This window comes from Stieleria sp. JC731, assembly GCF_020966635.1.
GTDB lineage: Bacteria > Planctomycetota > Planctomycetia > Pirellulales > Pirellulaceae > Stieleria.
This window is the reverse complement of the sequence record NZ_JAJKFQ010000005.1, coordinates 910389-924933: the sequence shown is the minus strand read 5'-3', so window position 1 is coordinate 924933 and position 14545 is coordinate 910389. Positions and strand designations below refer to the sequence as shown.

Here is a 14545-nt window from a genome sequence, read left to right as displayed (position 1 = left end):
ACAAATTAACAGTCAACCACGGCAACGACGAGTCCCCAGCAAGAACCAAGGACAATTCGGCAATCCGGGACCCCATATCTATCTGTTATTTTTCGAAAACAACTGTCGACACAGCTCGGCGGACACCCCTCCGACAATATCCATCGGTGGGTCCAGTTGGTCGAAGATGATTTTCGAGGGGATTTGTAGTAAACCGAATCCGGCCTGCTTTGCATCAGAAACGTCCGCACCGAAGACAACATTGCGAATTCCTGCAAAAACAATCGTCGACGCACACATCGGACAGGGCTCACACGTGCTGACCAACTGATAGCCGCTCAGATCCCCCTGGCCAAGTTTTGCACAGGCTGTCCGAATTGCGATCACCTCCGCATGACCGGATGGATCGACGAGGGACTTCACTTGATTGTGAACGATCGCCAACGGCTTACCATCCTCGGAAAATATGGCAGCTCCGAACGGACTTTGGCCTAGCGCGATACCGATTTCAGCAGCTTTGATCGCCAGCAGCATCCGATCTTCAACACGTTCAATCTTCATAGAACCTTCCCGACCCATCTCAGTGGCGGACAGTAATACAGGCGGTTTAGCGTAAAACGACTGTTGCCATCTGCCGCCTGTTTTTTGTCATTTCTATAGCAAATCGTATTCGGCTCAACATGCGCAATCGGTGTGGCATGGTGTATGCAATACGATGACGCATTGTTAATAGACCAACGCCCTTGATGTAACGATACACAAGGCTGCAACCGGAACTGCGAAGAACCACAGGTGGGGTTCTGACCACACCAGCATCCGGCAATGATCAACGAAGGAATCGAGTGAGAGCCAAACTTCAACAAATCATCTACCGGATCAGCGGCAGCTACTGGTTCGTGCCAACCATGATGGCGATCGCATCGCTAATCGCCAGTCGGTTGAGCATCGCGATCGACCGATCCTTCGGGTCAGATTGGATTGATATGTTTCCTGCGGCAGCGCTCAATCAACCCGAAGGTGCACGTGCCCTGCTCGCGACTGTCGCCGGTTCGATGATCACGGTTGCCGGTGTCACTTTCTCGCTAACGATGGTTGCGGTCTCGCACGCAACATCTCACTACGGTCCACGTCTGTTGGACAACATCATGCGTGACCGTGGCAACCAGATCACATTGGGAACGTTCGTCGCCACGTTCCTATTCTGCTTGATGATTTTACGCACCGTTCGCTCGGGACAACCGGATGGTGCAGAAATCGAAACGACATTGTTTGTCCCTCACCTATCGACGTTGATCGCTTTTATCCTGACGCTTGCGAGTGTCGGGGTCCTGATCTACTTCATCCACCATATCCCAGAAAGCATTCATATTTCGAATGTCTTGGGTAACATCTCCAAGATGCTAGAAGCCAAGGTTGATGAACTGTTTCCTGAAAAGATGGGCGATCCCAAAGAAGAGCGTCCACGCTCAGCTATTGACTGGGAATCGGCCTTTGAAATCGCGAGCGATCGGGCAGGCTATTTACAAGGAATCGATCAAACAGGATTGATCGACTACGCGTCCGAACGCGATCTAATTGTCAAGTTGCTCGTTCGCCCTGGTGGTCGAATCCTATTGGGACAGCCGATCGCCCAAATCATTCCCTCAGATCCGCCCCATCTTTCTGACGATCGTCATGGATCGGGATTTTCTTCACAAGATGAAATTCAGGAATGTACAGATGGCTTTCTCGCCTGTTTGGCGATCGGCACCATGCGGACGCCTACACAAGATTTGTTTTTCATCCTTCACCAGTACGTTGAAATCGCCGTCCGGGCACTTAGCCCGGGTGTCAACGATCCATTCACAGCCATTCAGTGTATCGACCAATTGGCCAATGCCTTGGTACTGATTGATCGCCGTAGTCTGCCATCCGTCTATCGCGTCGACAAAGAAGAACGTTTGCGTGTCGTGACTGCGGATCTGACTTGGGAAATGATTATTGGTGAAACCATCACCGTATTGCGGCCCTACGCAGAGTCTGACCCGAATGTCAAACAACATCTAGCGGAAACGATTTCGACCATCAAAACGGTAGTGAAACAGCCAGAATTAATTGAGCAATTGGAACAAATCCAATCACAGCTGACTGCCTGGGAACAAGCACAATCGCATTAGCGTTTGTAAATGGGCACCCGTCTCACGTTTTTCCGATCCAACGATAAATTTCTAATGAGCTGCCTAATTTGGATTCCAACGACAAGTAGCGACACTTTCAGTTGCGATTCGATCAATCGCCTTCGTACTGGTTTTCTGCGGAAAGGACTTCATGGACTGATAGATATTGGTCCCCATCTTGATCCAACTGACGAAACAATTCGATCGGTCCGACAAATTCGGAGCTTGCGATCTCTCGATCGCCATTCGTATCCGCTGCGACAGCCCATCGTGGGCGCGAGTCACTGAGCCTATTGTGCAGACGTTTCAACATAAATTGTTCGTCATCATTGGCAGGCTCACCTCGTACCAGTTGCAACACCACCGATTCCGGAAGGCGGTCGGGACCAACGGGCATCCCCAACGAGCGCATCGTGTCAGGCACATCGGCAATTTCGCGAGACGACAGATAATGATCGCAATCTTGATCCAGACAGGCAAAAACCAAGTCCTGAAAACTTGCGGCTCGGGCGCGGACTTGGAATCGCCAAATCGACTCGTCTTTCTTGCTTGCTCGTGCTAGCTCTTCAAAACTAAGTCGCCTGTCTTTATCGAGATCAAGATCCGGAATCGAGATACGTGCTGTCGCCTGGTCTGGGATCTCATCGGCCGAAATGAACGCATCGCCGTTCTGATCTAACTGTTCAAACTGCTCAGGTGTGAGTCGCTCATCTCGATTCATTTCATCGTGCAGTCGGATACAGAGGCTACCGCTTGCTGATTCGATCAACCAACACTCCCGACTGATCGGATTTATTTGAACGACGGATTCAATGCCGGGCGACACCCAAACCGATACCGGCTCCGCAGCTTCCACTCCAAAGTCAATCGTTAAGATGACTTTCGGTTCCAGCGTGCCGATCCGACTTGCTTCTTCGGGAGAGATCCATGAGTCGCGATCAGAATCAAAATACTCTGACACCGAGTCTCCCAGATACCAGAACTTTCGCTCGGGGATTCCTCCCAAGGTATATGCGAAGTCTTGCCATCGATCGATTCCATCCAGGTTCATCGCGACTTCGCCGCGACGCGACGACCTGCTTCGACGCCACGGCTGATCATCTACAGGAACAAAGCGTGCAACTTCATCCAAAGAGACACAGCGATCCAAATCCGAGTCGAACTTTGCAAGGATTCTCTGATCAGCATGCACAAGATCCGTTTCGGAGATTAAGCCATCCGAATCGGAATCAATAACTTGGTACAGCGGACTCGCATGTCGACTTATCCAATTGTACGCATCGGTCCCAAACAATTGAAAAGGCTTGTTCAACATCGCGTCACGAAACGCGATCCTTTCGAGTTCACCTCGATCGACAATATTGTTTCCGTTGCGATCGTATTGCCGCTCGATCATCCTCGCTTGACCGTTCAGGTTTGTGATCGAAGATCCAAACACGGCAGTGTTCCCGCGAGCGTACTCGATGAAGTCTTCCCAGCGCAGGTACTCTGAATCGGATCCCTTGATTTGCTCTTCTAGACGCTCCATTCGCTGATCAAACGCAGTCTGAATAGGGACCCCATCGATCAACAGATTGAGCCCCAACAACAATATGCCATCACCCGTCGGAATCCAAAGTCGGTCCGTTGACTGCGTCAGCGGAGACTCTTTCGGCATGGGCTGAACCGGAACGTTGATTGGAAGCGACACTCCCGTCATGTCCGCTTCCGGCGTCGAAACCAAATCGAGTTCTGCCGCCACATCAGCCTCAAGATCAATTTCAACATCATCGCCCGAAGAAACGTTGTCCAAATCCGCGCCGGGTAGGTGAGGATCTGGAGATGGATTGTCTTGGACTTTGAAGCCATTTTCCAATGGCTTCTCGGTTTGAGATAACTTTTCAGCTGTAGAGGAAACTTCGGTCGATCGATCGCAAGCGGCAATCAACAGCGGTACGCAGGCGACCACATGAACGACTAGACAACGGTACGCTTGTCGTGATCGTAAGCGGTTTGTGTATTCACCGACGCGATCAATCTTGCGTTCAACTGGTTTTCTGGCTTTTCGCCGCTTCTGATTCAAAGAAGCACCTCATCTATCTTTGAACCTTCGGAAATTTTTATCGGGCGACCTCCTTCGGTCATGTTCTCCGTTGACGGCTTGATTCCAACGGCAGCGCATAACGTCGCGGTCAGATCCTTTGCTTCGACGGGCCGATCCGTCACCTCCGAACCATCCGATGCGGTCTCGCCATAGACTTGGCCGCCACTGATACCTCCACCTGCCAGCACGCATGAAAACGCTTGGGGAAAATGGTCTCGACCGCCATTACGATTGATCGTCGGTGTCCGACCAAACTCGCCGGCCCAAAGGATCGTCGTATTCTCCAGCAAACCGCGATCCTGAAGCTCCGACATTAGCGTTGCCCAGCCACGATCCAATTGCCCGCTGAGTTCCTTCACACGATCAAAGTTGTCTGTATGGGTATCCCATCCGAGCCCATCGCCCAGCGCGACTTCGACAACCGGGACATCGCGTTCGATCAACCGTCGGGCCAATAAACACCCCTGTCCGAACGTGCCTTTTCCATAGGCGTCACGAATGTGCTCCGGCTCTTGCGACAGTTCAAACGCCTCTTTCGCATCGCTGGCAATCATATTCATTGCGGATTGATACGCAGTGTCTTGCGCTAGGACGTTTGGCAAATTTCGACGCTTTAGGAAACGTGTTTGCTGCTGCGTCCACAGCTCGCTGCGTTTGTGATATCGATTCGATTCGATCTGCATCCCTGGGTTCATATAGTCCACGCGAAGTGACGCATACTCCGATTCGGTATCGTTCGCGTTGGCCGAAACTTTCGCGGGCGCATATCGAGGCCCCAAGAATCCTGGTCCTTGCGATTGTGGTGCAATCGAAGGCGTCGCCACCGCCACATATGCGGGCAGTGGATTCGAAGTGTTTTGCAAGGATTTCGAAAGCGCCGATCCGATTGAAGGGTACTGCACCGCTCCACCAACCATATTGCCCGTATGCATCAACATGGTGCCGCGCTGGTGGTCACCCTCCTTTGTTGTCACACTGCGAACGATCGCCAGCCGGTCGGCTTGTTTGGCAAGTTCAGGGAAGTGCTCACTGAAGCGTACTCCTGAAACGTTCGTTTGGATTTCCTTGAATGGGCCACCGACCTTGGTTCCCGGTTTCATATCGAAAGTGTCCGTTTGGCTGGGACCACCCGCCATCCACAGGATGACGCAGTGCTTGCCCGAAGCTGCCGATGCGTTTGCCGCTTCAGCAACCAACGTTTCACGCCAATTGGATACCGCAAATGCGGCTGCGGGTCCAACTCGTGTCAACATCGTTCGTCGATTCAGGTTCATCAGCATGGCCTCAGCTATCGTTGACGCACTTAGTCGAAATCAAACAAACTTCATCGCGATACACATCGGCGATTGGTTTTAAAAAGCTCACGGACAGGAAAAACACTCGGCACTGTTGGCCAACACCCAGACCAAATCTCCAAGCCGTTCTTGGCGAGTCGCTTCGATCGAGGCATCGTTCAAGTAATCTGTAAAACGCTGTGCTTCTTCACTCGTTGGCTTCCTTGAAACACAAGCCAGGAACAGAGCTTCGATACGCTGCGAATCGTCATAAAACGGAGCTTCGATGGATGCCAACAAACCGTTTTCGTTCGCTGTCGCGGACATCATTTCGGGCCCGTTCATCATGCCCAACGCCTGGACGACACCATGCGGATACTCCAGTGGCGTCGCACCACTATTGCGCATTCGCTGGACAAACAATCGACGCAGTTGCTCTCCCCGTTCGGACTCGATGCTTCCGTCAAACCGTTGACGAATCACATTTTGTGCGATCGTGTCAAAGTACTGTTCCGCCGAAAGAGTTTTGGGAAGCATTAATGCGTATGAGTCGATTGCCGGTCGGCTACTTTCGGTTTGGCTGGTGCGTTGATAGGCGTTTGTCTTAGCGATCACGCGGTAGAGTTTGGTCAGATCGAAACGAGTCTGGGTGAAGTACTCGCTGAGGTATTCAAGCAACTCTGGATGGGTTGCCAAACTCATTGAATCAAGTTCATCGATCGGATTGATGATTCCTCGTCCAAACAAATGCGCCCACACACGATTAACAGCTGCTCTTGCAAAGTAGGGGTTGCTGCGTGAAGCCAGCCAAATCGTCAACTGGCGACGCCGAAGATTGCCGGGATCTGGCTCGGGAATTTCATCCACGCCCAAGTATCTCGGTTCCGCAATGCGATCGCTTTCCGGATATGTCAGCTCTTTGCCGATTCGATCTTCAATTGCGGTCGCGCTCGAACCGTTTTGGCTGTCGACTTGCAACTGCGAGAAGAACGCTGCGAAGGACCAGAAATCATCTTGTGTCCAATCGGCAAAAGGATGGTCATGGCACTGGGCGCAGTCGATTCGGATCCCAAGGAACAGTCTTGATGTTGCCGCAGCAACTTTCACAGGATCGGCATCGCGCGAGGTGTAGAAGATTGCGGGGCCGGAATCTGTAGCGCCGCCCGCAGTCAAGAACGCGCCGACCATGTGATCGTAGGGCTTGTTTTCGACGAATGCCCGACGGAGCCATTCACGAAGTTCGTCGGAGTCGTTGCCACGGATCGCTTCTGAATCAGATGGCAAAATGGAATGTGTAAACCGAGTTGCCATGTGACTGGCAAATCTAGGTGACGCGATCAAACGATCGATCAGTCGTGTGCGTTTTTCAACATCTCGGTCAGCAAGGAACTCTCGCAATTCCCAAATTGGTGGCGCAACACCAGCCAAGTCCAACCAAACTCGCCGACAAAATTCCGCGTCGTCACTTCGTTTGGCGAGGGCACGTTCATCCGCCGTCAGCTTTGCATCGATGAATCGATCAACGGTTGCCGTCGGATCATCAAAGTCCGTTCGCGGCAACGCGACGGTTGCTTGGGCGCAAAGATTGACCGGACATGATGCAAATTGCAAAACTCCGATCAAAGTGGCGACGGTAGATGCGAAACGCTTCAGCAACAACTCAATCCTCACCGTATTTAGCCTCACCGTGTCTGAAAAACGGAGGCGGGTCTTAGCAACGGAGGCGGGGATTGATTATAGCACTTTGTGTCTAGCATTGACGAAAAACCAATCGTCAATTCCGTTCACTTCGTCGTACGGCGTTGTCTAAAAAGTGCCAGCGAAAGAGAACACCAGCGATAGAACTCGCTGCCCCCACGGAGTGAAGGGCGACAATCATAATGAACAGGCTGTCAGTTTTAGGGCTGTGGAACCACTTCGGTCCGGACCGTCGATCGGGCCCCAAATTCTTTGTTTTCGCTAAGCGCTTCGGCAGAGATCTGAAAAGTCTGAGGCTGATTGGATTCCAAGACAATGTCGTAAACCAAAGTCTCTCTGCCCCGAAGGGTCCGGATTTCGATGTAAACCGAGCCGCCGTTTTCATTCATGCTGGCGACGCCGTTATTGGGATCAATTCGCTGAACAACGCGGCGTACTTTTACTGCGTTGGGCAAGTTGAACTTCACCAAGATATTCGAATCGGGGAGGTCTGACGGGTTGGTCACACGCAGTTCGTAGCGAATCGGCTGGTTCACGATGACGCGTGTTGTCGGACCTGTCAAAACCAATCCCAACGCCTTCGGTTCGGCCGCAGGCTGTGTGGGCTGCGGTTGTGGAGCTGGCTGGGCCGGTGCAGGCGCATTGCTGGCGTCGGGAATCGTCGGTCCAGGACGCCCCGGAGGTAAATTCGGGCGGCTCGGTGGTGTTTGCGGCTGCTGCACCGCCGAAGGCAAAATTTCGAAGTCCAGACGCTTGCTCGCGCGAGCCCCCTGCTGGCTGACCGCGGCCAGGACAAGGCTACTTCGCTGATTAGTCGCGATCGCACTAAACACCGCTTCCAGCGTTTCACTCGTCTGCGGCTCCAATCGCGGAATCACCCACTGCAACATGAACTGCCCCATCGCCTGCCGATTGCCTAAGTATTGCTCGGTCGCACTGACCGGTTGCAACTGAGGGTCGTAGGCCAATGTGACCTGCACGTTGTCCAAAGGAACCTGCCCATCGTTGACAACAACCGTTCGAAATAGCTCCTGCCCACCGACGGACATCCGTGATCGACCGTCAAGCGTTACTGCCAATGAAGGCGTCGCGACGGGCTGATTGATAACGGTCACGCAGGACTGTTCGGCCGCACGTTGTCCGCCGTCGGCTGTGACTTCCACATCGATGCATCGACGTCCGGCACTTAGTGGAACGAAAGCAACCAGAGCGTCGCTCCAAGTTTGTCCAGGCTGTAGCGGACCATCATTCTTCTGCAGCTTGACCAGTTTCGAATTGCTTTCTTGGTGCAGCATTTCGCTGTCACCTTGGGCGAATAGCTGGACATTCTCCAGTGGTCTTGTTCCAGTGTTCGTCACATCGATTTCAAACTCGACAGGCTGACCAGCGATATGACTGGCCTCTCGCGGCGTGACGGTCAAAACCAAGGACGGACGGTAGACATCAACGTTGACGGTGCTTGTCGAAACCAAACCGCCATCGGCTCTGGCCTCAAATGGCAGCACCATCGATGATTCGGTGACAACATCCGCCGATAAATCGATCTGCTGTTTCGCAGGCAGATCTCCAATATTCCAAACCAACGCGTTGGGTAAGTTCTGTACGAAATCCGATTCGGTATCTTGAGCCCGCACGCCTTGTGGAAGCGTCAAAATCACTCGAACATTTTGAGCCGTTTGATCACCCGGATTGGAAACGCGTGCGACAACTTTGAAGGGTGTGCCGAAGGACGCGACCTCAGGTCCGACAGTCTCTAACAACAGCTGTGGGGCGCTCCAAGTTACAAACGTATGACCTTTGAACAATTCCAGCGGAGGCATGTTGTCGATATCGCCCCCGGGCCGGACAACGGTCATTTCGATCGTTGCTGTACCGGATGTCCCTGGCACTGGGATCAGTTGTACCGGCGCGTTGCCATCCTGATCGACAATGACCTCGGCCTTCGGTGACCCACCGGCCGGACTTTGAAATAACCCGAGTTCAGGGTGTAGAGAACGGTAAATGACTTTCCAGCCTCTCGCCGGCAACGCACCTTCGCTACGCGTGACCCTAGTGGTCAGCGTTACCGGTTGCCCAGCTGGCAGTATTTCGTTCTTCGGAAACTGAACCGACGCGTCGACCCAGTAGATCGTTGCCGTTGCCTTTCGCTGATCCCAGCACTCGCTATCTGGAGCCAAAACGGTGACATGGCTCGTACCTTCGCTAGGGCTGCTGATACTGATCCAGGTTTGGCCTTTCTCAAGTTGAATGTCATCGTTGGGGTTCATGTTGCCCCGCGTGATCTTCACCCGCTTGGTGCTCGTCACGCCAAACGCATACGATGGATCGTGCTTTTCGGCCTTTTTGATTCGCGCAAGCTTGTGCACTAAACCAGGGTCATCGTCACCGACTTGGATGAACGTACCGACGCTATCAGGCGTCAACATCCACTCCAATGGCTCACCCATTTGCAGATATCCGCCTTCGCCACAGATCCCCGATAGCAAGATGACCTCGCCACCGACCGGTGCGACGATTTTTTGCGGTGTCAAAAGGATACAACCGCGTTTGCCGCGATTGGGAAGACAGCAACCATTGCGCAAGCCGGTCTCGTTCCCGATCAAAATCGCGGGAGGACCGTTCAAGCAATCGCCGGGGCACGCAGGACCGTTGACGCATGGCTGCGTGTTGCAGTTGCCCGTCGGCGGTACCCCAATTGTCCCTTGCGGCACTGTCGTGCTTGGGGCGATCGCGGGCGGGGTGATGCACGCTGGCGGATTGGTTGGCTGCGTGAATGCGGGTTCGGGCAGCTTGAATGGCTGCAGGTTCAAGGGATCACCCAGCTTTTTCAAGCAGTTGCCCAATTTGCACTCGCCACCAGCCCCTGGCAGAGCCAATTCCGTCGTCGTCGGTAACGGGTTAAAGATCCTGCGTCCGGTGGGATCGACCGCGGGAAGCCGCAGACGGGAGCACCCGCCAAAACACGCAAACGCAATCGCGATCGAGAGCATGCAGAACATCGGCGCAAGCACCACCGATCGGCGGCGCGAATCCCTCGCGTCACGATCGAAATGCTTCGTTGATGTGCTGCGTTTTGCAACCACGGAATGTCCACTGCGTACGTTTGAGTCCAGACGCAGGTCATCGGGTGCTGTAGACCTCGTCCGAAGAAACCTAGCACGCTAGATGGGGACATGATGCGAAAATGCAACATCGGATGATGTGGAAAAGCAACGAAAGTGTGTGGGTTGTGCCGGTCCTAGCAGTAAAGCCTAGATCGACGCAGTCGCACACCGACATGTGCTGATCAGCACAACCGCCGACTCACTTTCGGCTCCCACCTTCGCTAATAGAAAAGTTTTCGCGTTTGCTAACAAATTTCTCGCCAAGAAGACTCGCTGACCAAGGGCATCGTGTTGGCTCGGGATTTCACGACATTCGCAGCGATGACTGCTCTTTCGCGGTCTGACTCGGCGGCACCGAAACGGGTGCGTCAGAGATTCAAAATGGGGTGCTCAAGGGCTATCGGTATTTCACTTGCAAGATCTTCGGCTCGACCGATTCGAGTTCTTCCAAGCACTGACGATGTCCCTCTCCAAACCCAACCATTTCTTGCAGACCGCAGCGCAAGACAAATTCTTTGTCGAACTTGAAGAACAACTCTTCAAGCGACTGAAGATTGAGGCCACGTCCGATCAATCGCATGAGTTGCTCAAGCACCATGCAGGACTAAAGGACGAAGTTCTTCTAAGCGAACTGTCCAATCTCGGGATTACTCCCGAATCGCTGATCGTGATGCGGCTATTGCCACTCGTCTTGGTGGCATGGGCAGAAAGAGGCGTTGACTCAAAAGAGCATGCGGCCGTTCTGGACATCGCACGCCAATTCGGAATCGACGATTGGAGCGTCGCTTTCGTGTTGCTGGACCACTGGCTTCAACATCGCCCACCGGCAGAGTGCTACGACGCATGGTGCCGCTACATGAAAGAAGTCACGAAACAAATGTCACCAGCGTCACGTGCTTCCTTGATCGACATCCTGGAGCAACAGATGACTGCGGTCGCCAAAGCGTCCGGCGGCTACATCGGACTCGGAAAGGTCTCCAAACAAGAACGACAAACGATCGAAAGACTCATCGCCGTCCTGCGTCATCAGATGCCGGGCGACCGGGCAGAAACCCACTAGGGGCTACGCCCGTCGAATTACCGCTGGAGCTGATTTTAACACTGGAGCCGGAACAGTGAACGAGACCGATACGATTCATCAACGTGGACATGCACTTGAAGACCTCTATTTTCGCCGAGTAGACGAATCATTGTTGCAGACGATGCGGGAGAAAACTCGTCGTCGACAACTGCTTGAGGAGCTTGCCGATGTCGCGGCAATCGAAGACACCGATGTTCTTAACCACATGCTGGACCTGAACATCAACGCCAGCACCATCGCGGCATTCACGTTGACCCCGCTCGTCTTTGTCGCTTGGGCCGACGGCACCGTCACCAGTGGCGAACGACAGATGGTGATCAGTGCCGCTCTTGTACGCGGTGTATCTGAAAACCCATTGGCATTCATGCTGCTCAAACAATGGCTTGAAACGCGTCCGCCACGGCAGATGTGGGAAACTTGGAAGGAATATGCAGAGCGATTGCATGAATCACTTCCTGCTGAAATCGCCGACAGCTTGGCCGCTCAGATGATTTCGAATGCCAAAGTTGTCGCGAAAGCCTCAGGTGGCGTGCTGGGCGTTGGTAAAACATCCAATGCCGAACAGAAGATCTTAGATGCGATCGCAGAGACGCTGCCCAAACGAAGTGACGCGATTGTTCGCGTCGATGCGGAAGGCTAGTGCTTCGTTCCCTAGGAATATACAGGTTCGGGTCATCAGCCGAGGGGCGTTAGTCCCGGTTATTGCACTGAAACCGTGGCTAATGCCATACGGCTAATACTAGAATACGGGGTCGGATCATTAGCCGACGGGCGTTAGCCCCGGTTATTGCACTGAAACCGTGGCTAAAGCCATACGGCTAATACTAAAATCGAGCTAAAACGATCTCGCTTAATGAGCGAAACATGGATCAGCCAATGTTGATCAATCGGTCGATTCATCAGTCGACGAGACTGGTTCGTCCGCTGATGATTGCCGAAGTGTCTTGTGACATTCGACACAGCTGATCGCCAAGCGATTAAACGCGTAGGCAACCCCTTCAATGTTCTCCAGCTCAGCTTGCGTTTCGATATCCTTGCTGATTTGCGAAAACGTTCGGACATGAGTTCGATAATCGGCGTTCTTGCCGCGGACAAAACCTTCGACTCGGCTCAGCAGGCCCATCGAACGAGCGTTTTCACGGATCGAATCGAAATCGCTTGTCGCCAGGCCTCGTAGGATCGCTTGCGAGTACTGCAGTTTCTTTTCCATCCAAACGCTGACGGGCTGATCCGACTGAGCTTCGAGCGCGTCGGACTTACCCTGGGGCTTGTCCGCGTGCGTCCGAATCGAGACAGCTTGGAATGCGACCAAACTTACAAATGACATCAACAGGAAACGTTTCATCGCTTTCTCCTTCAGCGTAACTATCGATCATCGACACCGTGTTTCAGGGTCCGTCACGCGTCATCATCAGTGAACCTAGCAACTCCGACGCTGTAAGGTTCATGCATCAACGGTTGACGTCGCCGTTTGGTTGTCCTTGGCTTCGTTGTTCGCGAACCGCTCCAACAATCGATAGAGCTTTCGCCGGTGAATGCCAAGGACTCGCGCCGCCTTGGCTTTGTTTCCGTTTTGCAAATCGAGAACGCGTAGCACATGATGCTTGGCAACGTCGTCCAGCTTCAGCGAATCGGGCAGCTCGACACTTGTCGCTGACGAATCGGCTCCGTTGTGGGAAGCCTTTCCGTTCAGACGAGGATCATGATTGATTTCGCCATCCAGGACACGCACCACTTCCGAAGGCAAATCGTCCGGGGTGATGTCGTTGCCATCAGCCAGAATGGTTGCCCGCTGAATCACGTTGATCAGCTGTCGGATATTGCCTGGCCAGTGATAACGATTAAGTGCATCGCGAGCTGCGTCATCGATATGCCAAGGGATGGGTAGGTGATGATCAATCAGTCGGTCGATATCACCAGGACGATCACGAAGCGGAGGCAAGTCCAAAGACAGTACATTGATCCGGTAGTAGAGATCTTCCCGGAACCTTCCTGACTCGACTTCGTCTGCCAGATTGCGGTTGGTCGCCGCGATGATTCGGACTTTCACCGTCCGTTCTTTGTGCGAGCCAATCCGACGCATCGAACCGTCTTCCAACACTCGCAACAGCTTGGGCTGTAAAGACAGCGGCAATTCGCCGAGTTCATCAATGAACAATGTTCCGCCATCGGCTATCTCGAACAACCCCGGCTTGTCAGCCGTCGCGCCGGTAAACGAACCCTTTTGGTGGCCGAACAATTCGCTTTCGACCAGTTGCTCAGGCAAGGCGGCGCAATTGATCGTTACAAAAGGCTTGTCGGCCAGCGGGCTATTCTGCTGGATCGCACGCGCCACAACTTCTTTGCCTGTACCGCTTTCGCCAAGTATCAGCACAGGCTTATCGGTGGGAGCAACTTTGTAGATCATCTTCAATACGTGCTGCATCGAAGGCGAATCGCCGACCAAATCGACCGCAGGTTTGCTGCGTGAAATGATCGCCTTAAGTTGCTGGTTTTCGCGACGCAAATTACCTCGATCGCGGGCAAGGACGCAGTGGTGCTCTAGATCGCCAAGCGAACAAGGCTTTGTCAGGAAGTCACAAGCACCCATTTTCATTGCCGCGACGGCTGATTCGATGGTGCCTTGGCCGGTCAAAATGATGACCTCCATCTCGATCTTTTGCTGGTTGACACGTTGCAGCAATTCAATGCCGCTCATGCCGGGCATATTCATATCGAAAACGGCAACATCAAAGCTCTTTTGCTCGCACAGGCTCAGGGCCTCTGCGCCACTGGATGCGGTGCTGACCAAGTGTCCTTTGCGTTGCATCCAGCGAGCACAGGATTCTCGAATGTCGTCTTCGTCTTCGACAAGCAGCAGTTTAATGGGCGAGTCGTTCATCGTCGGTGTGAAGGAACTGTGTAATCTTGAAGGAACACCAAGCAATGTACGCAAGGCGAGTGCCGAATACGCAGATGGCGTTTTTCCCAATGAAATCGCAAATCCCACGACCAGAAACGTGCACTATCGCCCACGCGAGCCACGGTGTCACGCACATCTTCGTCAGGTGGACGTGTTCGGAAATCGATTCGCAGCCAAGCCTCTCCGGCCAAGGCGACGTGCGGAGGGGTGCCTGTCCAACGACCAGGGCGTGGCGATCATGAATCTGACTTGACGTTATTTCATTGGC

At 53.3% G+C, this 14545-nt stretch carries 10 protein-coding genes; 3 read left to right on the top strand and 7 right to left on the bottom strand.

Features of this window, described 5'->3' with window-relative positions; all coding sequences use genetic code 11:
* Positions 1–78: 78 nt before the first annotated feature.
* Positions 79–540 (bottom strand): nucleoside deaminase, encoded by a 462-nt coding sequence (locus tag LOC67_RS14395; protein WP_230263302.1) that lies wholly within the window; start codon positions 538–540, stop codon positions 79–81.
* Between the two features lie 281 nt (positions 541–821).
* Here LOC67_RS14395 and LOC67_RS14390 point away from each other — a divergent pair, with 281 nt between their 5' ends.
* Positions 822–2135 carry a DUF2254 domain-containing protein gene (locus LOC67_RS14390; protein ID WP_230263301.1) on the top strand — a complete coding sequence of 438 codons (1314 nt, stop codon included), beginning with the start codon at positions 822–824 and terminating at the stop codon, positions 2133–2135.
* Positions 2136–2247: 112 nt separating this feature from the next.
* On the opposite strand, the gene LOC67_RS14385 is transcribed toward LOC67_RS14390, so the two are convergent.
* The 4 genes from LOC67_RS14385 to LOC67_RS14370 all read right to left on the bottom strand — a co-directional run bounded on the left by LOC67_RS14385 (position 2248) and on the right by LOC67_RS14370 (position 10180).
* The gene (locus LOC67_RS14385) at positions 2248–4197 is read right to left on the bottom strand and encodes an EF-hand domain-containing protein (RefSeq protein ID WP_230263300.1); all 1950 of its coding nucleotides are present in this window, start codon (positions 4195–4197) and stop codon (positions 2248–2250) included.
* Complete coding sequence (locus LOC67_RS14380) at positions 4194–5471, bottom strand: DUF1501 domain-containing protein (RefSeq protein ID WP_230263299.1); 1278 nt, start codon at positions 5469–5471, stop codon at positions 4194–4196. Before LOC67_RS14380 ends, LOC67_RS14385 begins: the two co-directional genes overlap by 4 nt.
* A gap of 108 nt (positions 5472–5579) precedes the next feature.
* On the bottom strand, positions 5580–7103 hold the full coding sequence (locus tag LOC67_RS14375; RefSeq protein ID WP_230263298.1) for a DUF1549 domain-containing protein: 1524 nt from the start codon (positions 7101–7103) through the stop codon (positions 5580–5582).
* A gap of 287 nt (positions 7104–7390) precedes the next feature.
* The gene (locus LOC67_RS14370) at positions 7391–10180 is read right to left on the bottom strand and encodes a DUF11 domain-containing protein (protein ID WP_230263297.1); all 2790 of its coding nucleotides are present in this window, start codon (positions 10178–10180) and stop codon (positions 7391–7393) included.
* Between the two features lie 574 nt (positions 10181–10754).
* Between LOC67_RS14370 and LOC67_RS14365 the strand changes: the two genes are divergently transcribed.
* Both LOC67_RS14365 and LOC67_RS14360 read left to right on the top strand, forming a co-directional pair.
* On the top strand, positions 10755–11354 hold the full coding sequence (locus LOC67_RS14365) for a hypothetical protein (protein ID WP_230263296.1): 600 nt from the start codon (positions 10755–10757) through the stop codon (positions 11352–11354).
* A 55-nt stretch (positions 11355–11409) separates the two neighbouring features.
* The gene (locus tag LOC67_RS14360; RefSeq protein ID WP_230263295.1) at positions 11410–12015 is read left to right on the top strand and encodes a hypothetical protein; all 606 of its coding nucleotides are present in this window, start codon (positions 11410–11412) and stop codon (positions 12013–12015) included.
* 243 nt (positions 12016–12258) lie between these two features.
* Here the strand turns inward: LOC67_RS14360 and LOC67_RS14355 are convergent, their stop codons facing one another.
* A complete protein-coding gene (locus tag LOC67_RS14355) occupies positions 12259–12720 on the bottom strand; it encodes a hypothetical protein (protein WP_230263294.1) in 462 nt (153 codons plus the stop codon).
* A 99-nt stretch (positions 12721–12819) separates the two neighbouring features.
* Entirely contained in the window at positions 12820–14256 is a 1437-nt protein-coding gene (locus LOC67_RS14350; protein ID WP_230263293.1) for a sigma-54-dependent transcriptional regulator, read from the bottom strand.
* Between the last annotated feature and the right edge of the window lie 289 nt (positions 14257–14545).

Excerpts from the sequence above, each read along its gene's own strand:
- LOC67_RS14370 (WP_230263297.1), bottom strand. The coding sequence starts at position 10,180 with ATGCTCTCGATCGCGATTGCGTTTGCGTGTTTTGGCGGGTGCTCCCGT.
- LOC67_RS14355 (WP_230263294.1), bottom strand. The coding sequence starts at position 12,720 with ATGAAACGTTTCCTGTTGATGTCATTTGTAAGTTTGGTCGCATTCCAA.
- LOC67_RS14395 (WP_230263302.1), bottom strand. The coding sequence starts at position 540 with ATGAAGATTGAACGTGTTGAAGATCGGATGCTGCTGGCGATCAAAGCT.
- LOC67_RS14380 (WP_230263299.1), bottom strand. The coding sequence starts at position 5,471 with ATGTTGACACGAGTTGGACCCGCAGCCGCATTTGCGGTATCCAATTGG.
- LOC67_RS14350 (WP_230263293.1), bottom strand. The coding sequence starts at position 14,256 with ATGAACGACTCGCCCATTAAACTGCTGCTTGTCGAAGACGAAGACGAC.
- LOC67_RS14365 (WP_230263296.1), top strand. The coding sequence starts at position 10,755 with ATGTCCCTCTCCAAACCCAACCATTTCTTGCAGACCGCAGCGCAAGAC.